Genomic DNA, 21,932 nt, shown 5'->3' on the forward strand with positions numbered 1-21,932 from the left:
GCTTGCGACGGCCATCTCTTGGGTATTGGCTGCGGCAGTACCAGCAGCCGCTGCATCCGAGCGGCCCGACAGGAACTCGCGTTCCGAGCGGCCGGTGCGACCCCGGTTTTCCGGGGTGCCGAGGCACGTTCCGCGACGACCTGCGGGATGGGCTGGACAGCGGTTAGCCTCTCGGCTACACTGCTAGTTTGCGCTGCCTTCCGACTTGACCCCTGCTCGGAAATGTCCGGTTACGGATATTTCTGGTGGGGTCATTGGAGTGCACGCGTACCAGCCGTTCTGCAGCACCGGTCCTCGGAAGGACGCATCTTGGCAGCTTCCCGCCCTGCGAAGACCAGTCGTACGTCGAGCGCTTTCGCTCCCCGCCGAGTTTCTTTCGGCAGGATCACCGAACACCTCGAGGTCCCCAACCTCCTTGCCATCCAGAACGAGTCCTTCGACTGGCTCGTCGGCAACGAGGCTTGGCAGGGCCGGTCGGCGGACGACCCGCACGCACGCTCGGGTCTCGCGGAAATCCTCGACGAGATCAGTCCCATTGAGGACTTCTCCGGCACCATGTCGCTGTCCTTCTCGGCACCGCGCTTCGACGAGGTCAAGGCCTCGATCGAGGAGTGCAAGGAGAAGGACCTGACCTACTGCGCCCCGCTGTTCGTGACGGCGGAGTTCACCAACAACACCACCGGCGAGATCAAGAGCCAGACGGTGTTCATGGGTGACTTCCCGATGATGACGCCCAAGGGCACCTTCATCATCAACGGCACCGAGCGCGTCGTGGTCAGCCAGCTCGTCCGGTCTCCGGGCGTGTACTTCTCCAAGGAGCCGGACAAGACCTCCGACCGCGACCTCTCCAGCGTCAAGGTCATCCCCAGCCGGGGTGCCTGGCTGGAGTTCGACATCGACAAGCGCGACACGGTCGGCGTCCGCATCGACCGTAAGCGCCGGCAGGCCGTCACGGTCCTGCTCAAGGCCATCGGTTGGTCCGCCGAGCAGATCCGCGAGAAGTTCGGCTGGTCCGAGCTGATGATGACCACGCTCGAGAAGGACCACATCGCCGGCCAGGACGAGGCCCTGCTCGACATCTACCGCAAGCTCCGCCCTGGCGAGCCGCCGACCCGCGAGAACGCCCAGACCCTGCTCGACAACCTCTTCTTCAACCCGAAGCGGTACGACGTCGCCAAGGTCGGGCGCTACAAGTTCAACAAGAAGCTCGAGCTGAGCGTGCCGATCACCACGGGCACGCTCACCGAGGACGACGTCGTCGCCACCGTGGAGTACCTCTGCCGGCTGCACGCCGGTGAGGACGGCTACGAGGCCGACGACATCGACCACTTCGGCAACCGTCGCCTGCGTACCGTGGGCGAGCTGATCCAGAACCAGGTCCGGGTCGGTCTCTCCCGGATGGAGCGGGTCGTCCGCGAGCGGATGACCACCCAGGACGTCGAGGCGATCACGCCGCAGACCCTGATCAACATCCGCCCGGTGGTGGCGGCGATCAAGGAGTTCTTCGGTACGTCGCAGCTGTCCCAGTTCATGGACCAGACCAACCCGCTGGCGGGCCTGACCCACCGGCGGCGGCTGAGCGCGCTCGGCCCGGGTGGTCTGTCCCGGGAGCGGGCCGGCTTCGAGGTCCGTGACGTGCACCCGTCCCACTACGGCCGGATGTGCCCGATCGAGACGCCGGAAGGCCCGAACATCGGCCTGATCGGCGCGCTGTCCACCTTCGCCCGGGTCAACCCGTTCGGCTTCATCGAGACGCCGTACCGGAAGGTCGTCGAGGGTCGGGTCACCGACCAGATCGACTACCTGACCGCGGACGAGGAGGACCGGTTCGTCAAGGCGCAGGCCAACGCGCCGCTCAAGGCGGACGGCACGTTCGCCGAGGACCGGGTGCTGTGTCGCCGTAAGGGTGGCGAGACCGAGGACGTGGTCCCCGGTGCCGTCGACTACATGGACGTGTCGCCGCGGCAGATGACCTCGGTCGCGACCGCGATGATCCCGTTCCTGGAGCACGACGACGCCAACCGCGCGCTGATGGGCGCCAACATGCAGCGTCAGGCGGTGCCGCTGGTCAAGGCGGAGTCGCCGCTGGTGGGCACCGGCATGGAATACCGTGCCGCGGTCGACGCCGGTGACGTGGTGGTGGCCGAGGTCGGTGGCATGATCGAGGATCTCTGCGCCGACTACATCACCATCCACCAGGACGACGGCCACCGCCGGACGTACCTGCTGCACAAGTTCCGCCGCTCCAACGCCGGCTCCTGCGTCAACCAGAAGCCGGTCGTCTTCGAGGGCGACCGCGTCGAGGCCGGCCAGGTCATCGCCGACGGTCCGTGCACCGACGAGGGCGAGATGGCGCTCGGACGCAACCTGCTGGTGGCGTTCATGTGCTGGGAGGGCCACAACTACGAGGACGCGATCATCCTGTCGCAGCGCCTCGTGCAGCAGGACGTGCTCACCTCGATCCACATCGAGGAGCACGAGGTCGACGCCCGGGACACCAAGCTCGGCCCGGAGGAGATCACCCGGGACATCCCGAACGTCAGCGAGGAGATGCTCGCCGACCTCGACGAGCGCGGCATCATCCGGATCGGCGCGGAGGTCGTCCCCGGCGACATCCTGGTCGGCAAGGTCACGCCGAAGGGCGAGACCGAGTTGACCCCGGAGGAGCGGCTGCTCCGCGCGATCTTCGGTGAGAAGGCGCGTGAGGTCCGGGACACCTCGCTGAAGGTGCCGCACGGCGAGACCGGCACGGTCATCGGGGTGCGGACCTTCTCCCGCGAGGACGGCGACGAGTTGCCGCCGGGCGTCAACGAGCTGGTCCGGGTGTACGTCGCCCAGAAGCGCAAGATCCAGGACGGCGACAAGCTCGCCGGCCGGCACGGCAACAAGGGTGTCATCTCGAAGATCCTGCCGATCGAGGACATGCCGTTCCTGGAGGACGGCACCCCGGTCGACATCGTGCTGAACCCGCTGGGTGTGCCGTCCCGGATGAACATCGGCCAGGTCCTGGAGACCCACCTCGGGTGGGTGGCCAAGACGGGCTGGAGCGTGGACGGCGACGACACCGACTGGAAGCGTCAGCTCCGGTCGATCGAGGCGCACGAGTCCGAGCCGGACACCAACGTGGCCACGCCGGTCTTCGACGGTGCCCGCGAGGAGGAGATCTCCGGTCTGCTCTCGTCGACCCTGCCCAACCGGGACGGCAAGCAGCTGATCGGTTCCTCCGGCAAGGCGCAGCTGTTCGACGGTCGTTCCGGCGAGCCGCTGCCCGACCCGATCGCGGTCGGTTACATCTACATCCTGAAGCTCAACCACCTGGTCGACGACAAGATCCACGCGCGTTCGACCGGTCCGTACTCGATGATCACGCAGCAGCCGCTGGGTGGTAAGGCGCAGTTCGGTGGCCAGCGTTTCGGTGAGATGGAGTGCTGGGCCATGCAGGCGTACGGCGCCGCCTACGCCCTGCAGGAACTGCTGACCATCAAGTCCGACGACGTCCTGGGCCGGGTCAAGGTCTACGAGGCGATCGTCAAGGGCGAGAACATCCCCGAGCCGGGCATCCCGGAGTCGTTCAAGGTGTTGCTCAAGGAGCTCCAGTCGCTGTGCCTGAACGTCGAGGTGCTCAGCAGCGACGGGGTGGCCCTGGAGATGCGCGAGACCGACGACGAGGTGTTCCGGGCCGCGGAGGAGCTGGGCATCGACCTGTCCCGGCGCGAGCCGAGCTCGGTCGAAGAGGTGTAGGTGGTGGCGGTGGGGGTCGGCCGATTCGTTCGGGCGGTCAGGCGTGAGTCCGACGTGAGTCGGCCGGCCCCCACCCCCGCCCGTGATCTAGCTGTACAGACGACGACATAGGGGACATAGTGCTCGACGTCAACTTCTTCGACGAGCTGCGTATCGGCCTCGCGACCGCGGATGACATCCGCCAGTGGTCGCACGGTGAGGTCAAGAAGCCTGAGACGATCAACTACCGCACCCTCAAGCCGGAGAAGGACGGGCTCTTCTGCGAGAAGATCTTCGGCCCTCAGCGGGACTGGGAGTGCTACTGCGGTAAGTACAAGCGGGTCCGGTTCAAGGGCATCATCTGTGAGCGCTGTGGCGTCGAGGTGACCCGGTCCAAGGTCCGCCGTGAGCGGATGGGGCACATCGAGCTGGCCGCTCCGGTGACCCACATCTGGTACTTCAAGGGCGTCCCGAGCCGGCTGGGCTACCTGCTGGACCTCGCCCCCAAGGACCTCGAAAAGATCATCTACTTCGCCTCGTACGTCGTGACGAGCGTGGACGCCGAGGCGCGTCACCGCGACCTCTCGACGATCGAGAACGAGATCCTCGCCGAGAAGCGGCAGTCCGAGAACAGCCGCGACTCGGAGATCGAGAAGCGGGCCGCGAAGCTCGAGGCCGACCTGGCCGAGCTGGAGGCCGAGGGTGCCAAGGCGGACGTCCGGCGCAAGGTCAAGGAGGGCGGAGAGCGCGAGATGCGCCAGATCCGCGACCGGGCCCAGCGCGAGATCGACCGCCTCGACGAGGTCCTGGACACCTTCCGCAAGCTCGACTCGAAGCAGTTGGTCACCGACGAGCTGCTCTACCGCGAGCTGCGTGACCGGTTCGGCGAGTACTTCACCGGCGGCATGGGTGCCGAGGCCATCAAGGCGCTGGTCCAGAACATGGACCTCGACGCCGAGGCCGAGAGCCTGCGCGAGACCATCCGCTCCGGCAAGGGCCAGCGCAAGATCCGCGCGCTCAAGCGGCTGAAGGTCGTCGCGGCGTTCCTGAACACCCGCAACTCGCCGCTGGGCATGGTGCTGGACTGCGTCCCGGTCATCCCGCCGGACCTGCGCCCGATGGTGCAGCTCGACGGTGGCCGCTTCGCGACCTCCGACCTCAACGACCTGTACCGCCGTGTGATCAACCGGAACAACCGGCTCAAGCGGCTGATCGACCTCGGCGCCCCCGAGATCATCGTCAACAACGAGAAGCGGATGCTCCAGGAGGCCGTCGACGCGTTGTTCGACAACGGCCGTCGGGGCCGGCCGGTCACCGGTCCGGGTAACCGCCCGCTCAAGTCGCTGTCCGACATGCTCAAGGGCAAGCAGGGCCGGTTCCGGCAGAACCTGCTCGGCAAGCGCGTCGACTACTCCGGCCGTTCGGTCATCGTGGTCGGCCCCAAGCTGAAGCTGCACCAGTGCGGCCTGCCCAAGCAGATGGCGCTGGAGCTGTTCAAGCCGTTCGTGATGAAGCGGCTGGTCGACCTCAACCACGCGCAGAACATCAAGTCCGCCAAGCGGATGGTCGAGCGGCAGCGCCCGGTCGTGTGGGACGTGCTGGAAGAGGTCATCGGCGAGCACCCGGTGCTGCTCAACCGCGCGCCGACCCTGCACCGTCTGGGTATCCAGGCGTTCGAGCCGCAGCTGGTCGAGGGCAAAGCGATCCAGATCCACCCGCTGGTCTGCACCGCGTTCAACGCCGACTTCGACGGTGACCAGATGGCGGTGCACGTGCCGCTGTCGGCCGAGGCCCAGGCCGAGGCGCGGATCCTGATGCTGTCGTCGAACAACATCCTCAAGCCGGCCGACGGCAAGCCGGTCACCATGCCCACCCAGGACATGGTCATCGGTCTCTACCACCTCACCCACCTGACCCCGGGTGGCATCGGTGAGGGCCGGGCGTTCAGCTCGGACGCCGAGGCGCGGATGGCCTTCGACGCGGGTGAGCTGCACCTGCAGACCCCGGTCAAGATCCGGTTGCGGGACGTGATCGGTGTCGACAACGGCAACGGCGGCGAGCCCTGGGTCGCCCCCGAGGGCTGGGTCGAGGGTCAGCCGCTGACCGTGGAGACCACGCTGGGTCGGGTCCTGTTCAACGAGACGCTGCCGCAGGGCTACCGGTTCGTGAACTACGAGATCCGCAAGGGCCAGCTCTCCGCGATCGTCAACGACCTCGCCGAGCGCTTCCCGAAGGTGGCGCTGGCCGCCACCCTGGACGGGCTCAAGGAGGCCGGCTTCCACTGGGCCACCTGGTCCGGCGTCACCATCGGCATGGAGGACGTCATCGCGCCGCCGCGCAAGGCGGAGATCCTGGCGAAGTACGAGGCGGAAGCCGACCGGATCGACAAGCAGTACCAGCGTGGTCTGATGACCGCCGAGGAGCGTCGCGGCGAACTCATCGAGATCTGGACCAAGGCGACCAACGAGGTCGCCAAGGAGATGGACACCGCGCTGCCGCAGGAGAACCCGCTGTGGAAGATGATCAACTCGGGTGCCCGCGGTAACCTGCTCCAGCTCCGGCAGATCGCGGCGATCCGTGGTCTGGTGGCCAACCCGAAGGGCGAGATCATCCCGCGGCCGATCAAGGCCAGCTACCGGGAGGGTCTGTCCGTGCTGGAGTACTTCATCTCCACCCACGGTGCCCGTAAGGGTCTGGCCGACACCGCGCTGCGTACCGCCGACTCGGGTTACCTGACCCGTCGTCTGGTGGACGTCTCGCAGGACGTGATCATCCGCGAGGAGGACTGCGGCACCGACCGGGCGATCCCGATGCAGATCGGCGAGCGTCTGGAGGGTGGCCGGCTGGTCGTGCACGAGCACGCCGAGACCAGCGTGCACGCCCGTACCCTGGCCGACGACATCAAGGGGCCGGACGGCACCGTGGTGGCCCACCGGGGTCAGGACATCAACTCGATCGGGGTCGACAAGATCGTCGCCGCCGGGGTGGAGACGGTCCGGGTGCGCAGCGTGCTCACCTGCGAGTCGAAGCTGGGCGTCTGCGGTGCGTGCTACGGCCGCTCGCTGCCGACCGGCAAGACCGTGGACGTCGGCGAGGCGGTCGGCATCATCGCCGCCCAGTCGATCGGTGAGCCGGGTACCCAGCTGACGATGCGTACCTTCCACACCGGTGGCGTCGCGGGTGAGGACATCACCCAGGGTCTGCCGCGTGTGCAGGAGATCTTCGAGGCCCGGATCCCGAAGGGCAAGGCGCCCATCGCCGACACCCCGGGTCGGGTCCGGATCGAGGACGGCGAGCGGTCCCGCAAGATCATCGTGGTGCCCGACGACGGCAGCGAGGAGATCGTCTACGACAAGATCTCCAAGCGGGTCCGGCTGCGGACCCACGACGGGGACCACGTCGCGGTCGGCGAGAAGCTCACCGAGGGCACCATCGACCCGCACGAGCTGCTGCGGATCATGGGTCCGCGGGCGGTCCAGGTCCACCTGACCCAGGAGGTCCAGGAGGTCTACCGCTCGCAGGGTGTGCTCATCCACGACAAGCACATCGAGATCATCATCCGCCAGATGCTCAAGCGGGTGACGGTCATCGACTCCGGCTCGACCGAGTTCCTGCCGGGCGTGCTGGTCGACCGGGCGCTGTTCGAGTCGGAGAACCGCCGGCTCGTCGGCGAGGGTGGCGAGCCCGCCGCCGGTCGTCCGGTGCTGATGGGTATCACCAAGGCCTCGCTGGCCACCGACTCCTGGCTCTCGGCGGCCTCCTTCCAGGAGACCACCCGGGTGCTGACCGACGCGGCGATCAACTCGCGCAGCGACTCGCTGGTCGGCCTCAAGGAGAACGTGATCATCGGTAAGCTCATCCCGGCCGGTACCGGCATCAGCAAGTACCGCAACGTCCGGGTCGAGCCGACCGAGGAGGCGAAGGCCAAGGTCTACTCGATGACCGGCTACCCGGAGACCGACTACGGCTTCGGGCCGGCCAGCGGCCAGGCAGTTCCGCTGGACGACTTCGACTTCGGGTCGTACCGCTGAGCAAGCTCTGACGAAGGCCCCCGGCAGCACGCCGGGGGCCTTCGTCGTTTCCGGGGCCCGGCGGGACCCGCCATCGGGGCCGGGCCCGCCGGGGGAGTGCCCGGTACGACCGTCGGCCGGGCATGATGGTGGGCATGACGACCGCTGCGGGGCAGGTGCCGGTGGCGCACCAGCCGCCACGTCATCCACTCGACCCCGACCCGGTGCGCGCCACGAAGGCGCGGGCCGTCTTCGCGCTCGGGTTGATCGGGGCGTTGACCGGGCTCTTCGTCGGTGGGGTGGTGCCCGCCACGATCGCCCTCCAGTTGGCCCGGCAGGCCCGCCGGGAGGCGTACGCCTCGGGTGGTTTCCTCACCGGCGCGGCCTGGCTGCGGCGGGGGGAGCGGTTGGCCTGGGCGGGCCTGGTGCTGGTCGCGGTCGCGGTGGTGACACTGGTGGTGATCGGTGTGGTCCGGTTGGCCGGGTCCCCCTACGGGCAGGACTTCGCGCCGAACGTCGACTGACCCGTCGGGGTGATGATCCGGCAGGGGGCACCCGCGGTGCGCGGCGGCGGTAGCCTGGCCGGTGTCCGTCGCGTGACGGTGGACCCCACATCGCGACAGGAGGACCCCGTGACGGAACCGGCGCCGCCGTCGGGAGGCGACCCGGGCGGACCGCCCGCCGGCTCCCCGGGTCCCGGCAACGACTCCGGGGCACCCGACCGGCCCGATCCGTGGGCCGCCGGCCCCTGGGGGGCACCGTCGCTCCCCGGGCCCGTCCACGGCACCGGAATCCCGCCGGAGGCCGCTCCGATCGGGTACGCCCCTCCGCCGGCCCAGCCGGCCCCCTCCGCCGCCGGGCCGTTTCCGGCAGTTGACGGATCACTGCGGGGCCCGCTGCCTTACCCACCGCCGGGCGGGGCCTACCCGGGGCCGGGTGGGTCGTATCCCGGGGCGGGGTCGTCGGGGATGCCGCCCGGGTCGTACCCGGGACAGCCGGCCGGGGCGGGCTGGCCGGCGCCCTCGGGACACCGACCCGGGCCGCTGCCCCCACCACCACCGGACGCCCCGCGCCCCCCTAAGCGGGTCGAACCGGTCCCCGGCACACCCTTCGCGGTGGTCCACCTCGACGTTCCGGCGGTCACCTCCGGCCCGGCGGTGGGGTCGCTGATCGCCGGGGTGGTGTCGATCCTGGTGTCGTTCCTGGTGATCTGCTTCGGGGTCGGTGGGGCGCAGCTCGGCGGGGCCTGGGCGGCCGGCGCGTTCACCGTGCCCGGCGCGCTGGCCGGCGCGGCGGCGATCGTCGCCGGGTTGCTGGCCCGTCGGCAGATCCGTCGGGCCGCGCCACCGCCGGCGGTGCGGTTCACCGGTCGGGGCCTGGCCACGGCCGGGATCAGTTGTGGCGGGGTGGGGCTGGTGCTCAGCCTGCTGGGGTTGGGGCTGGCGTTGCTGGTGCAGCTGGCGTGACCCCCGTCGCCCGGGGGTGACGGGCTGCGGCACGCGGCAGCCGGTACACTGGAGGTCCTAGGGGCCCGCCACGGGCGAGCAGCCAGGGCGTACGGCGTGGCCGACGGGGATCTGAGACCCGGCGGACCAGCCCGTTTTGACCTGCGAGGCTGTGGTAGGTACTCTTTCCCCTTGCGCCCGGGCATGCCCGGGCAACTCGTGCGTGCGCGGGATCCGGATCGGTCCGGAGATCACGCGGCCGTACGACACAGCCCAGGACCCGGCGTGCGGACGACCACGCGCCGGTGACAGAAATCCGGTGCGCGCGCGAGCGACCGCGCTGGAACCGTGAATCGGGCGACACGCCCGACCGCGGGTGCCGGGACTTCCGTGAGGTGGTCCCGGTCGGAATGTAGGAGAGTCGGCCATCAGGTCGGCTAACGAGCAGACGGCGCGGTCGCGTGAGCGGCCGAAGGGAGCGGAGAAACCCGGTGCCCACCATTCAGCAGCTGGTCCGAAAGGGCCGCCAGGCCAAGACGACCAAGACCAAGACCCCGGCGCTGAAGGGATCCCCTCAGCGGCGCGGTGTGTGCACCCGCGTGTACACCACCACCCCCAAGAAGCCGAACTCGGCGCTCCGCAAGGTCGCTCGTGTCAAGCTCAGCAGCCAGATCGAGGTGACCGCCTACATCCCGGGCGTGGGTCACAACCTGCAGGAGCACTCGATCGTGCTCGTCCGCGGCGGCCGGGTGAAGGACCTCCCCGGCGTGCGTTACAAGATCGTCCGCGGTTCGCTGGACACCCAGGGTGTCCGCAACCGCAAGCAGGCGCGCAGCCGTTACGGCGCGAAGAAGGAGAAGAGCTGACATGCCGCGTAAGGGACCCGCTCCGCGGAAGCCGCTGGTCGCTGACCCGGTGTACAACTCGCCTCTGGTCACCCAGCTGGTCAACAAGATCCTGATGCGCGGTAAGCGTCAGCTCGCCGAGCGCATCGTGTACGCGGCCCTGGAGGGCTGCCGCGAGAAGAGCGGCACCGACCCGGTCGTCACCCTCAAGCGGGCGATGGACAACGTCAAGCCGACCCTGGAGGTGCGCAGCCGCCGGGTCGGTGGCGCCACCTACCAGGTGCCGGTCGAGGTCCGCCCGGCCCGCGCGACCACCCTCGGTCTGCGCTGGCTGGTGACCTACTCCAAGGCCCGCCGCGAAAAGACCATGATCGAGCGGCTGATGAACGAGCTGCTGGACGCGAGCAACGGTCTGGGTGCCGCCGTCAAGCGGCGCGAGGACACCCACAAGATGGCGGAGTCCAACAAGGCCTTCGCGCACTACCGCTGGTAACAGCCTGGTTCCGGCGCCGGACCGGCGCCGGAACCGCCATCGGTCGAGTCGAGACGACGATAAGTAGGGATTGAAGTGGCCGCCGCAGACGCGCTCGCCAACGTACGCAACATCGGCATCATGGCGCACATCGATGCCGGTAAGACCACGACCACCGAGCGGATCCTGTTCTACACCGGTATCACCTACAAGATCGGTGAGGTCCACGAGGGCGCTGCCGTCATGGACTGGATGGAGCAGGAGCAGGAGCGTGGCATCACGATCACCTCCGCTGCCACCAAGTGTGAGTGGAAGGGCCACACGATCCAGATCATCGACACGCCCGGTCACGTCGACTTCACGGTCGAGGTCGAGCGGTCGCTGCGGGTGCTGGATGGTGCGGTCGCGGTCTACGACGGCGTGGCCGGCGTGGAGCCGCAGACGGAGAACGTCTGGCGGCAGGCCGACAAGTACCACGTCCCGCGGATGTGCTTCGTCAACAAGCTCGACCGTACGGGCGCGGACTTCTTCCGCTGCGTGCAGATGATGATCGACCGGCTCAACGCCACCCCGCTGGTGCTCCAGATCCCGATCGGGCTCGAGGGCGACCACATCGGTGTCGTCGACCTGATCGGCATGCGCGCCCTCACCTGGCGCGGGGAGACCCAGAAGGGTGAGGACTACGCGATCGAGGAGATCCCGGCCGACCTGGCCGACTCCGCGGCCGAGTGGCGCGAGAAGCTGATGGAGACCCTGGCCGACGTCGACGACGCGGTGATGGAGAAGTACCTGGAGGGCGAGGAGATCTCCGTCGAGGAGATCAAGGCCGCCATCCGGCGGGCCACCATCGCCAGCAAGGCCAACCCGGTGCTGTGCGGCTCGGCGTTCAAGAACAAGGGCGTGCAGCCCATGCTCGACGCCGTGGTCGACTTCCTGCCGTCGCCGCTGGACGTCCCGGCGATCGAGGGTACGGCCACCGACGGCGAGACCCCGATGGTGCGTAAGCCGTCGAAGAACGAGCCGTTCTCCGGTCTGGCCTTCAAGATCCAGACGGACAAGCACCTCGGCAAGCTCACCTACGTCCGGGTCTACTCCGGCCTGCTCGAGTCCGGCTCCCAGGTGGTCAACTCCACCAAGGACCGCAAGGAGCGGATCGGCAAGATCTACCAGATGCACGCCAACAAGCGGGAAGAGCGTCCGTCGGCGCAGGCCGGCGACATCATCGCGGTGCAGGGTCTCAAGCAGACCACCACCGGCGACACGCTCTCCGACCCGGCGAACCCGGTGATCCTGGAGTCGATGACCTTCCCGGAGCCGGTCATCTCGGTGGCGATCGAGCCGAAGACCAAGTCCGACCAGGAGAAGCTCGGCACCGCGATCCAGCGGCTGGCCGAGGAGGACCCGACCTTCCGGGTCCGGCTCGACGAGGAGACCGGCCAGACGGTCATCTCCGGCATGGGCGAGCTGCACCTGGACATCCTGGTCGACCGGATGCGCCGCGAGTTCAACGTCGAGGCCAACGTCGGCAAGCCGCAGGTGGCGTACCGCGAGACCATCCGCCGCAAGGTGGAGAAGGTCGAGTACACGCACAAGAAGCAGACCGGTGGCTCCGGCCAGTACGCCCGCGTCATCGTGAGCATCGAGCCGCTGCCGCTGGACAACGAGTCGCCGACCTACGAGTTCGCCAACGCGGTCAGCGGTGGTCGTATCCCGCGGGAGTTCATCCCGTCGGTCGACGCCGGTGCGCAGGACGCCATGCAGTACGGCATCCTCGCTGGCTTCCCGCTGGTCGGCGTCAAGCTGACCCTGCTGGACGGCCAGTACCACGAGGTCGACTCGTCGGAAATGGCATTCAAGATCGCCGGCTCGATGGTGATGAAGGACGCGGCCCGCAAGGCCGACCCGGCATTGCTCGAGCCGATGATGGCCGTTGAGGTCACCACTCCCGAGGAGAACATGGGTGACGTCATCGGCGACCTCAACTCCCGCCGCGGCATCATCCAGGCGATGGAGGAGCGCAGTGGCGCCCGCATCGTGAGGGCCCTGGTGCCGTTGTCGGAGATGTTCGGCTACGTCGGCGACCTGCGGTCGAAGACCCAGGGCCGGGCTAGCTACAGCATGCAGTTCGACTCCTACGCCGAGGTTCCGCAGAGCGTGGCGAAGGAGATCATCGCCAAGGCGACGGGTGAGTGACGCTCATCCGCTGCTGATCCGGTGAGTCGGGGCAGGTCGCGGGCGGGAATCCCGTCCGCGACCACCTCGGTCGGGTTGGATGAATCCGGGCCTGTAGGCTTCATCGCCGCAGAACCCACCAAGCTCTCCGGCCGCAGGCCGGAAAGGCTGTCGACAGAGTCCTAAGCGCCGTCCGGCGCGCCGGGGCGCGAACCAAGAAGTCCACAGGAGGACACCAGTGGCGAAGGCTAAGTTCGAGCGGACTAAGCCGCACGTCAACATCGGCACCATTGGTCACATCGACCACGGTAAGACGACGCTGACGGCGGCCATCACCAAGGTCCTGCACGACCAGTACCCGGACCTCAACCCGTACACGCCGTTCGACGAGATCGACAAGGCGCCGGAGGAGAAGGCCCGCGGTATCACGATCTCGATCGCACACGTCGAGTACCAGACCGAGGCGCGGCACTACGCGCACGTCGACTGCCCCGGGCACGCCGACTACATCAAGAACATGATCACCGGTGCCGCGCAGATGGACGGCGCGATCCTGGTGGTCGCGGCGACCGACGGCCCGATGCCGCAGACCCGCGAGCACGTGCTGCTGGCCCGTCAGGTCGGTGTGCCGTACATCGTCGTGGCGCTCAACAAGAGCGACATGGTCGACGACGAGGAGCTCCTGGAGCTCGTCGAGCTTGAGGTCCGCGAGCTGCTGTCGGCGCAGGAGTACCCGGGTGACGACCTGCCGGTCGTCCGGGTCTCGGCGCTGAAGGCCCTCGAGGGTGACCCCGAGTGGACCGGTCGCCTGCTGGAGCTGATGAACGCGGTCGACACCGCGATCCCGCAGCCCGAGCGTGAGACCGAGAAGCCGTTCCTGATGCCGATCGAGGACGTCTTCACGATCACCGGTCGTGGCACGGTCGTCACCGGTCGCGCCGAGCGCGGCATCCTCAAGCCGAACGAGGAGGTGGAGATCGTCGGCATCCGCGAGAAGTCGCAGAAGACGGTCTGCACCGGCATCGAGATGTTCCGCAAGCTGCTCGACGAGGCCCGCGCGGGCGAGAACGTCGGTCTGCTGCTGCGTGGCATCAAGCGCGAGGACGTCGAGCGCGGCATGGTGGTCGTCAAGCCGGGCACCAGCACCCCGCACACGGAGTTCGAGGCGACGGTCTACATCCTCTCCAAGGAGGAGGGCGGCCGGCACACCCCGTTCTTCCAGAACTACCGTCCGCAGTTCTACTTCCGGACCACGGACGTCACCGGTGTCGTCACCCTCCCCGAGGGCACCGAGATGGTCATGCCGGGCGACAACACCACGATGGCCGTGAAGCTCATCCAGCCCATCGCGATGGAGGACAACCTCAAGTTCGCGATCCGCGAGGGTGGTCGTACGGTCGGCGCGGGTCGCGTCACCAAGATCATCAAGTGAACTAGGTAACCCCGATTAGCGTTGCCGCCGGTCGTGCGGCATACTGGTCAGGTTGCGTAACGACGGTTAGTCGCCCGTGTCCGGCGTAAGTTGGACCTCCGGGACACTGACAATCGCGCGTAGGGTGGTTGATCGCCCCTGGCGGTCAACCACCCTCGCACGGCGTCCAGATCGCTGTGATGCGATCGGCGTCCAGACCCACCGGGTGACCAGATAGCTGCTCCGGAGACCCGGGGCGGAGCCTGGTCCGAGGGCGCGACACGCCCGACCGCGGGGGTCGGCGAAGCGGTCCTGTGCCAGCCGGTACAGGCACCCGCAACACAGCGGCATCGAGAGAAGGAACAGAAGCCACCATGGCGGGACAGAAGATCCGCATCCGGCTCAAGGCCTATGACCACGAGGTCGTCGACTCCTCGGCGCGGAAGATCGTCGAGACGGTGACGCGCACCGGGGCGCAGGTCGCGGGCCCGGTGCCGCTGCCCACGGAGATCAACCGTTTCTGCGTCATCCGCTCGCCGCACAAGTACAAGGACTCGCGCGAGCACTTCGAGATGCGTACGCACAAGCGGCTGATCGACATCATCGACCCGACCCCGAAGACGGTCGACTCGCTCATGCGCCTCGACCTGCCGGCTGGCGTCGACATCGAGATCAAGCTGTAGGGACCGGACAAATGGACAGGCAAGTCAAGGGGATCCTGGGCGCCAAGCTCGGTATGACCCAGGTCTGGGACAACAACAAGGTTGTGCCCGTGACCGTGGTTCAGGCCGGCCCGTGCGTCGTCAGCCAGGTGCGTAGCGCCGAGAAGGACGGTTACTCCGCGGTCCAGCTCGCCTACGGCACGATCGACCCGCGTAAGGCCAAGAAGCCGCTCGCCGGGCACTACGCCAAGGCGGACGTGGCGCCGCGCCGGCACATCGTCGAGCTGCGCACCTCGAACGCCGCGGACTACTCGCTGGGCCAGGAGGTCACGGTCGAGGAGTTCCCGGTCGGCGTGACCATCGACGTCACCGGCAAGACCAAGGGCAAGGGCTACGCCGGCCCGATGAAGCGGCACGGCTTCCACGGCCTGCGCGCCAGCCACGGTGTCGAGCGTAAGCACCGCTCGCCGGGCTCCATCGGCGCCTGCGCGACCCCGGGTCGCGTCTTCAAGGGCACCCGGATGGCGGGCCGGATGGGTGGCGTGCGCTACACCGTCCAGAACCTGACCGTCCAGGCGGTCGACACCGAGAACAACCTCCTGCTCGTCCGTGGTGCCATCCCCGGCCCCAAGGGCGCGCTGGTCCTGGTCCGCACCGCGGCCAAGACGAAGGTGAAGAAGGGCGGTGTGGCCAAGTGACCACCGTTGACGTCCGCAACGCCGAAGGCACCACGAGCGGCTCCGTCGAGCTGCCCGCCGACATCTTCGACGTCCAGGCCAACATCGCGCTGATGCACCAGGTCGTGGTGGCTCAGCTCGCGGCGGCCCGGCAGGGCACCCACAAGGTCAAGACCCGCGGCGAGGTCGCCGGTGGCGGCAAGAAGCCGTACAAGCAGAAGGGCACCGGTCGGGCCCGGCAGGGCTCGATCCGCGCGCCGCAGTTCGCCGGCGGTGGCGTGGTCCACGGCCCGACGCCGCGCGACTACAGCCAGCGGACCCCGAAGAAGATGAAGGCCGCCGCCCTGCGTGGCGCCCTCTCCGACCGGGCCCGCGCCGGCCAGGTGCACGTCGTCGAGGCGTTCGTCTCGGGCGAGAAGCCGTCGACCAAGGCGGCCCTGGCGACGCTGGCCAAGCTGACCGAGGCCCGTCGGGTCCTGGTCGTGCTGAGCAGCACCGACGAGCTGAACTGGGTGTCGCTGCGCAACGAGCCGCGGGTGCACCTGATCGAGTCCGGCCAGCTCAACACGTACGACGTGCTGGTGGCCGACGACGTGGTCTTCACCAAGGACGCCCTGGACGAGTTCCTGGGCGTGCCCGCGGAGGACGGCCCTGCGGCCGAGTCCGCCGCCGAGACCACCGAGGAGGGTGGCAAGTGAGCACGATCGCCGACCCGCGGGACATCATCGTCGCGCCGGTCGTCTCGGAGAAGAGCTACAGCGAGCTGAACCGAAACTGGTACACCTTCCTGGTGCACCCGGACGCGAACAAGACCGAGATCAAGATCGCTATCCAGCAGATCTTCAACGTCCGCGTCCTGACGGTCAACACGCTCAACCGCCAGGGCAAGCGCAAGCGCACCAAGACCGGCTTCGGTCAGCGCAAGGCGACCAAGCGGGCGATCGTGAAGCTGGCTGACGGTGACCGTATCGAGGCCTTCGGCGGCCCGGTCAGCTGAGGGGTGTAGACAATGGCTATCCGTAAGTACAAGCCGACGACGCCGGGCCGACGCGGCTCCAGCGTCGCCGACTTCGCCGAGATCACCCGGTCCACGCCGGAGAAGTCCCTGCTGGCTCCGCTGCCCAAGAAGGGTGGCCGCAACGCCCACGGCCGGATCACCACCCGGCACCACGGCGGCGGTCACAAGCGGCAGTACCGCCTGATCGACTTCAAGCGGGTCGACAAGGACGGCGTGCCGGCGAAGGTCGCGCACATCGAGTACGACCCGAACCGCACCGCGCGCATCGCGCTGCTGCACTACGCCGACGGCGAGAAGCGCTACATCCTCGCGCCGAAGGACATGAAGCAGGGCGACCGGGTCGAGTCCGGTCCGGGCGCCGACATCAAGCCGGGCAACAACCTGCCGCTGCGCAACATCCCGGTCGGTACCACCATCCACAACGTGGAGCTGCGTCCGGGCGGCGGCGCCAAGCTGGCCCGTTCGGCCGGCGTCGGCATCCAGCTGCTCGGCCGGGAGGGCGTCTACGCGACCCTGCGGATGCCGTCCGGTGAGATCCGGCGGGTCGACGTGCGCTGCCGCGCCAGCATCGGCGAGATCGGCAACGCCGACCAGTCGAACATCAACTGGGGCAAGGCCGGCCGGATGCGCTGGAAGGGCAAGCGCCCGACCGTCCGTGGTGTCGCGATGAACCCGGTCGACCACCCGCACGGTGGTGGTGAGGGTAAGACCTCCGGTGGTCGTCACCCGGTGAACCCGCAGGGTAAGCCCGAGGGCCGCACCCGTCGTAAGGGCCAGCCGAGCGACCGGCTGATCGTCCGCCGCCGCTACGCCACGCGTAAGCGCGGCTGAGGGAGATAGAGCATGCCTCGCAGCCTGAAGAAGGGCCCGTTCATCGACGACCACCTGCTCAAGAAGGTGGAGACGCAGAACGACAAGGGCTCGAAGAACGTCATCAAGACCTGGTCGCGCCGCTCGACGATCATCCCCGAGATGCTCGGGCACACGATCGCCGTGCACGACGGACGCAAGCACGTCCCGGTGTTCGTGACCGAGGCCATGGTCGGGCACAAGCTCGGCGAGTTCGCGCTGACCCGCACGTTCAAGGGTCACGAGAAGGACGACCGGAAGAGCCGCCGGCGCTGACGCCGCGGGCATACGGATAGAGGAACAAGGGGTTACAGCGATGCCAGGAAAGGGCGACGCTCCGGTGCTTCCGGGCGCGCGGGCGGTTGCGCGACACGTGCGCATCTCGCCGATGAAGGCGCGCCGGGTGGTCAACCTCGTCCGCGGCCTGCCCGCGAAGGAGGCGCTCACGGTGCTGCAGTTCGCGCCGCAGGCGGCGAGTGAGCAGGTGTACAAGGTGCTCGCGAGCGCGATCGCCAACGCGGAGAACAACGAGCGGCTGGACCCCGACGCGCTGCTCGTCAGCGAGGCGTTCGTCGACGAGGGCCCGACGATGAAGCGGTTCCGGCCGCGGGCGCAGGGCCGGGCGTACCGGATCCGCAAGCGCACCTGCCACATCACCGTGGCGGTCGAGGCGGTCGCGCCGGCCGCGCCGAAGAAGTCCGCGGCGAAGAAGGCGGCACCGGCGCAGCAGGCCGAGCCCGCGGCGACCGAAAGTAAGACGGAGGGTGCCGAGTAATGGGTCAGAAGGTTCACCCCACTGGATTCCGGCTCGGCATCTCGACCGACTGGAAGTCCCGCTGGTTCGCGGACAAGCTCTACAAGGACTACATCGGCGAGGACGTCAAGATCCGCCGGATGATGTCCAAGGGGCTCGAGCGCGCCGGCATCTCCAAGGTCGACATCGAGCGCACCCGGGACCGCGTCCGGGTCGACATCCACACCGCCCGGCCGGGCATCGTCATCGGCCGTAAGGGTGCGGAGGCCGACCGGATCCGCGGCGAGCTGGAGAAGCTCACCGGCAAGCAGGTGCAGCTGAACATCATCGAGGTGAAGAACCCCGAGTCGGACGCGCAGCTGGTCGCCCAGGGTGTCGCCGAGCAGCTCTCCAGCCGGGTCAGCTTCCGTCGGGCCATGCGCAAGTCGATGCAGTCGGCGATGAAGAACCCCGTCTGCAAGGGCATCCGGGTGCAGGTCTCGGGCCGCCTCGGTGGCGCCGAGATGAGCCGCACGGAGTTCTACCGCGAGGGTCGGGTCCCGCTGCACACGCTGCGGGCCAACATCGAGTACGGCTTCTTCGAGGCCCGTACCACCTTCGGCCGGATCGGCGTGAAGGTCTGGATCTACAAGGGCGACGCCGTCCCGGGCCGGGAGGCCCCGGCCGAGGCCGGTCCGTCCCGCCCGCGTCGTGGTGAGCGTGGCGACCGGCCCGAGCGGCCGCGTCGTGGCCGGTCGGGTTCGTCCGGTACGACCGCCGGCGGTACCGAGGCCGGCCGGGCTGCCGCGACCACCATCGCGCAGCAGGCCGAGACGCCGAGTGGCGAGCCCGTCGACAGTTCCGCTGTCGCCGCGGCCGCCACCCAGCCGGCAGAAACGCAGCAGGAGGGCTGACAGATGCTGATGCCGCGCAAGCCCCCGAAGGGCTTCCGCAAGCCGCACCACCCGGACCGCCACGGCGCGTCCAAGGGCGGTAACCGGGTGGTGTTCGGCGAGTTCGGGATCCAGGCTCTCGAGCCGGCGTACGTGACGAACCGGCAGATCGAGTCGGCACGTATCGCCATGACCCGGCACATCAAGCGTGGTGGCAAGGTCTGGATCACGGTCTTCCCGGACCAGGCCCTCACCAAGAAGCCGGCCGAGACCCGGATGGGTTCCGGTAAGGGCTCGCCCGAGTGGTGGGTCGCGAACGTCAAGCCGGGGCGGGTGCTCTTCGAGATGTCCTTCCCCAACGAGCAGATCGCGCGAGAGGCGATGCGTCGCGCGATCCACAAGCTCCCGATGAAGTGCCGCATTGTTACGCGCGAAGTGGGTGAATCCTGATGGCAGCGGGCGTCAAGCCTTCCGAGCTGCGTGAGCTCTCCGAGGAGGAGCTGCTCACGAAGCTGCGCGAGGCCAAGGCGGAGCTGTTCAACCTCCGCGTGCAGGCCGCCACCGGTCAGCTGGACAACAACCGGCGGTTGCAGGTCATCCGTCGGGAGATCGCCCGGATCTACACGATCATGCGTGAGCGCGAGCTGGGTCTCTCGGCCGCGCCGACTGAGGTGACTGCATCATGAGCGAGACCGAGAACACCACCGCCGACGTGCGGGCCCGCCGTAAGGTTCGTGAGGGCCTGGTGGTCAGCGACAAGATGGACAAGACCGTCGTGGTCGAGGTCGAGGACCGCGTCAAGCACGCGTTGTACGGCAAGATCATGCGTCGTACCCGCAAGCTGAAGGTGCACGACGAGCCGAACGCCGCCGGCATCGGCGACCGGGTCCTGATCATGGAGACCCGGCCGCTGTCCGCCACCAAGCGTTGGCGCATCGTGGAGATCCTCGAGAAGGCCAAGTAGCGAAGGCTCGAGCTCGGCCGGTTTCGGTCGGGCGCAGGTTCCGCCAGGCTCCGGCCGCCCTCGACGGGCGGCCGGAGAACCGGCAGACATAGGAGATAGACGTGATTCAGCAGGAGTCGCGACTGCGCGTCGCCGACAACACGGGTGCCCGGGAGATCCTGTGCATCCGGGTTCTCGGTGGCTCCGGTCGGCGCTACGCGAGCATCGGCGACGTCATCGTGGCCACCGTCAAGGACGCGATCCCGGGTGCCGGTGTGAAGAAGGGCGACGTCGTCAAGGCCGTCGTCGTCCGCACCGCCAAGGAGAAGCGGCGGCCGGACGGCTCGTACATCCGTTTCGACGAGAACGCCGCCGTCATCATCAAGGACGGCGGGGACCCGCGCGGGACCCGCATCTTCGGCCCGGTGGGTCGTGAGCTGCGGGACAAGCGGTTCATGAAGATCATTTCCCTCGCGCCGGAGGTGTTGTGACCGTGAAGGTCAAGAAGGGCGACACGGTCATCGTCATCGCCGGCAAGGACAAGGGTGCCAAGGGTAAGGTCATCGCGGCCTACCCACGGCAGGACAAGGTCCTCGTCGAAGGCGTGAACCGGGTCAAGAAGCACACCCGTATCAGCACCACCCAGCGTGGCGCCAAGACCGGTGGCATCGTCACCCAGGAGGCCCCGATCCACGTCTCGAACGTGCAGGTCCTGGACTCCGACGGGAAGCCGACCCGGGTCGGTTACCGCTTCGACGACAACGGCCAGAAGGTCCGCATCGCGCGTAGCACCGGTAAGGACCTGTGATGACCACGGCTACCGAAACCAAGACCCTGCCGCGCCTCAAGGAGCGGTACCGCAACGAGATCGTGGCCAAGCTGCAGGAGCAGCACAACTTCGGCAACCCCATGCAGGTGCCGCGGTTGGTCAAGATCGTCGTCAACATGGGCGTCGGCGAGGCCGCCCGCGACGCCAAGCTGATCGACGGCGCCGTGCGCGACCTGGCCACGATCACCGGCCAGAAGCCGCAGGTGCGGCGGGCCACCAAGTCGATCGCGCAGTTCAAGCTGCGTGAGGGCATGCCGATCGGCGCGAAGGTGACCCTGCGCGGCGACCGGATGTGGGAGTTCCTGGACCGGCTGCTGTCGATCGCGCTGCCGCGTATCCGTGACTTCCGCGGCCTCGACGGACGCAAGCTGGACGGGCACGGCAACTACACGTTCGGCCTGACCGAGCAGTCGGTGTTCCACGAGATCGACCAGGACCGGATCGATCGCCAGCGGGGCATGGACATCACGGTGGTCACGACCGCCACGACCGACGACGAGGGCCGGGCGCTGCTCAAGCTCCTGGGCTTCCCGTTCAAGGAGAACTGAGATGGCCAAGAAGGCGCTGATCCTCAAGGCCGCCGCGAAGCCGAAGTTCTCGGTTCGCGCGTACACCCGCTGCCAGCGGTGCGGGCGTCCGAAGGCGGTCTACCGCAAGTTCGGTCTCTGCCGGGTGTGCATCCGGGAGATGGCCCACCGCGGTGAGCTGCCCGGCGTGTCCAAGGCTTCCTGGTAATAGCCCGGCGCGCTTCGCGCGTCAGCTGAACTGTCTCTTCGCCGTAGGCCCCGGGCCGTGCCCGGGGAACCCCGGCGAGAAAGGTTGACGAATTTCATGACGATGACCGACCCGATCGCAGACATGCTCACGCGTCTGCGTAACGCCAACCAGGCGTACCACGACCGGGTGACGATGCCCTACTCGAAGATCAAGGCGAACATCGCCGAGGTCCTCAAGGCCGAGGGTTACATCGCCACCTGGTTGGTCGAGGAGCCCGAAGAGGGTGCCGTCGGCAAGCGACTGGTCGTCGAGCTGAAGTACGGCCAGAACCGGGAGCGGAGCCTGGCCGGCATCAAGCGCGTGTCCAAGCCCGGTCTCCGGGTGTACGCCAAGTCGGACGGGCTCCCGCGGGTGCTCGGCGGGCTGGGCGTGGCGATCATTTCGACGTCCCAGGGGCTGCTCACCGACCGGCAGGCCCGCAAGCGGAGCGTTGGCGGGGAAGTCCTCGCCTTCGTCTGGTAACGGGAGACAGGTAG

At 68.1% G+C, this 21,932-nt stretch carries 24 protein-coding genes; all 24 read left to right on the forward strand.

The window, feature by feature from the left end; all coding sequences use genetic code 11:
- The first annotated feature begins 309 nt into the window (after window positions 1-309).
- The 24 genes from AB0B63_RS03925 to rpsH all read left to right on the forward strand — a co-directional run bounded on the left by AB0B63_RS03925 (window position 310) and on the right by rpsH (window position 21,918).
- On the forward strand, window positions 310-3,741 hold the full coding sequence (locus tag AB0B63_RS03925; RefSeq protein ID WP_208568211.1) for a DNA-directed RNA polymerase subunit beta: 3,432 nt from the start codon (window positions 310-312) through the stop codon (window positions 3,739-3,741).
- A gap of 119 nt (window positions 3,742-3,860) precedes the next feature.
- Complete coding sequence (locus AB0B63_RS03930) at window positions 3,861-7,751, forward strand: DNA-directed RNA polymerase subunit beta' (RefSeq protein WP_208568210.1); 3,891 nt, start codon at window positions 3,861-3,863, stop codon at window positions 7,749-7,751.
- A 134-nt stretch (window positions 7,752-7,885) separates the two neighbouring features.
- The gene (locus AB0B63_RS03935; RefSeq protein ID WP_208568209.1) at window positions 7,886-8,254 is read left to right on the forward strand and encodes a hypothetical protein; all 369 of its coding nucleotides are present in this window, start codon (window positions 7,886-7,888) and stop codon (window positions 8,252-8,254) included.
- 519 nt (window positions 8,255-8,773) lie between these two features.
- Complete coding sequence (locus tag AB0B63_RS03940; RefSeq protein ID WP_208568321.1) at window positions 8,774-9,196, forward strand: hypothetical protein; 423 nt, start codon at window positions 8,774-8,776, stop codon at window positions 9,194-9,196.
- 470 nt (window positions 9,197-9,666) lie between these two features.
- The gene (rpsL, locus tag AB0B63_RS03945; RefSeq protein WP_007465318.1) at window positions 9,667-10,041 is read left to right on the forward strand and encodes a 30S ribosomal protein S12; all 375 of its coding nucleotides are present in this window, start codon (window positions 9,667-9,669) and stop codon (window positions 10,039-10,041) included.
- A gap of 1 nt (window position 10,042) precedes the next feature.
- Complete coding sequence (gene rpsG / locus AB0B63_RS03950; protein ID WP_091242043.1) at window positions 10,043-10,513, forward strand: 30S ribosomal protein S7; 471 nt, start codon at window positions 10,043-10,045, stop codon at window positions 10,511-10,513.
- 75 nt (window positions 10,514-10,588) lie between these two features.
- A complete protein-coding gene (gene fusA, locus AB0B63_RS03955; protein WP_208568208.1) occupies window positions 10,589-12,685 on the forward strand; it encodes an elongation factor G in 2,097 nt (698 codons plus the stop codon).
- A gap of 217 nt (window positions 12,686-12,902) precedes the next feature.
- Entirely contained in the window at window positions 12,903-14,096 is a 1,194-nt protein-coding gene (tuf, locus tag AB0B63_RS03960) for an elongation factor Tu (RefSeq protein ID WP_204924855.1), read from the forward strand.
- Window positions 14,097-14,449: 353 nt separating this feature from the next.
- Window positions 14,450-14,758, forward strand: a complete 309-nt coding sequence (gene rpsJ, locus AB0B63_RS03965) for a 30S ribosomal protein S10 (RefSeq protein WP_007073037.1) — start codon at window positions 14,450-14,452, stop codon at window positions 14,756-14,758.
- Window positions 14,759-14,769: 11 nt separating this feature from the next.
- Window positions 14,770-15,435, forward strand: a complete 666-nt coding sequence (rplC, locus tag AB0B63_RS03970) for a 50S ribosomal protein L3 (protein ID WP_208568207.1) — start codon at window positions 14,770-14,772, stop codon at window positions 15,433-15,435.
- Window positions 15,432-16,112: a 50S ribosomal protein L4 gene (gene rplD, locus AB0B63_RS03975; protein WP_357014459.1), complete on the forward strand. Its 681-nt coding sequence runs from the start codon at window positions 15,432-15,434 to the stop codon at window positions 16,110-16,112. The genes rplC and rplD overlap by 4 nt, the downstream gene beginning before the upstream one ends.
- Window positions 16,109-16,411 (forward strand): 50S ribosomal protein L23, encoded by a 303-nt coding sequence (rplW, locus tag AB0B63_RS03980; RefSeq protein ID WP_007465304.1) that lies wholly within the window; start codon window positions 16,109-16,111, stop codon window positions 16,409-16,411. Before rplD ends, rplW begins: the two co-directional genes overlap by 4 nt.
- Before the next feature lie 12 nt (window positions 16,412-16,423).
- The gene (gene rplB, locus AB0B63_RS03985) at window positions 16,424-17,263 is read left to right on the forward strand and encodes a 50S ribosomal protein L2 (RefSeq protein WP_091242024.1); all 840 of its coding nucleotides are present in this window, start codon (window positions 16,424-16,426) and stop codon (window positions 17,261-17,263) included.
- Between the two features lie 12 nt (window positions 17,264-17,275).
- Window positions 17,276-17,557 (forward strand): 30S ribosomal protein S19, encoded by a 282-nt coding sequence (rpsS, locus tag AB0B63_RS03990; RefSeq protein WP_088647003.1) that lies wholly within the window; start codon window positions 17,276-17,278, stop codon window positions 17,555-17,557.
- A 40-nt stretch (window positions 17,558-17,597) separates the two neighbouring features.
- Window positions 17,598-18,056, forward strand: a complete 459-nt coding sequence (rplV, locus tag AB0B63_RS03995; protein WP_088647002.1) for a 50S ribosomal protein L22 — start codon at window positions 17,598-17,600, stop codon at window positions 18,054-18,056.
- Window positions 18,056-18,928, forward strand: a complete 873-nt coding sequence (gene rpsC / locus AB0B63_RS04000; protein WP_088647001.1) for a 30S ribosomal protein S3 — start codon at window positions 18,056-18,058, stop codon at window positions 18,926-18,928. The genes rplV and rpsC overlap by 1 nt, the downstream gene beginning before the upstream one ends.
- Window positions 18,929-18,931: 3 nt before the next feature.
- On the forward strand, window positions 18,932-19,357 hold the full coding sequence (rplP, locus tag AB0B63_RS04005) for a 50S ribosomal protein L16 (RefSeq protein WP_088647000.1): 426 nt from the start codon (window positions 18,932-18,934) through the stop codon (window positions 19,355-19,357).
- The gene (rpmC, locus tag AB0B63_RS04010; protein WP_357014463.1) at window positions 19,357-19,593 is read left to right on the forward strand and encodes a 50S ribosomal protein L29; all 237 of its coding nucleotides are present in this window, start codon (window positions 19,357-19,359) and stop codon (window positions 19,591-19,593) included. Before rplP ends, rpmC begins: the two co-directional genes overlap by 1 nt.
- Window positions 19,590-19,871, forward strand: a complete 282-nt coding sequence (gene rpsQ, locus AB0B63_RS04015) for a 30S ribosomal protein S17 (protein WP_208568205.1) — start codon at window positions 19,590-19,592, stop codon at window positions 19,869-19,871. Before rpmC ends, rpsQ begins: the two co-directional genes overlap by 4 nt.
- Window positions 19,872-19,972: 101 nt before the next feature.
- Entirely contained in the window at window positions 19,973-20,341 is a 369-nt protein-coding gene (rplN, locus tag AB0B63_RS04020) for a 50S ribosomal protein L14 (protein ID WP_007073026.1), read from the forward strand.
- Complete coding sequence (rplX, locus tag AB0B63_RS04025; protein ID WP_208568204.1) at window positions 20,338-20,658, forward strand: 50S ribosomal protein L24; 321 nt, start codon at window positions 20,338-20,340, stop codon at window positions 20,656-20,658. The genes rplN and rplX overlap by 4 nt, the downstream gene beginning before the upstream one ends.
- Window positions 20,658-21,227, forward strand: coding sequence for a 50S ribosomal protein L5 (gene rplE, locus AB0B63_RS04030; RefSeq protein ID WP_204957695.1), 570 nt, complete (start codon window positions 20,658-20,660; stop codon window positions 21,225-21,227). The genes rplX and rplE overlap by 1 nt, the downstream gene beginning before the upstream one ends.
- Window position 21,228: 1 nt before the next feature.
- A complete protein-coding gene (locus AB0B63_RS04035) occupies window positions 21,229-21,414 on the forward strand; it encodes a type Z 30S ribosomal protein S14 (protein ID WP_007073023.1) in 186 nt (61 codons plus the stop codon).
- A 96-nt stretch (window positions 21,415-21,510) separates the two neighbouring features.
- Window positions 21,511-21,918 carry a 30S ribosomal protein S8 gene (gene rpsH / locus AB0B63_RS04040; RefSeq protein WP_067301438.1) on the forward strand — a complete coding sequence of 136 codons (408 nt, stop codon included), beginning with the start codon at window positions 21,511-21,513 and terminating at the stop codon, window positions 21,916-21,918.
- Window positions 21,919-21,932: the final 14 nt, after the last annotated feature.

It is taken from the genome of Micromonospora sp. NPDC049081 (genome assembly GCF_040648835.1).
Taxonomy (GTDB): domain Bacteria; phylum Actinomycetota; class Actinomycetes; order Mycobacteriales; family Micromonosporaceae; genus Micromonospora; species Micromonospora antibiotica.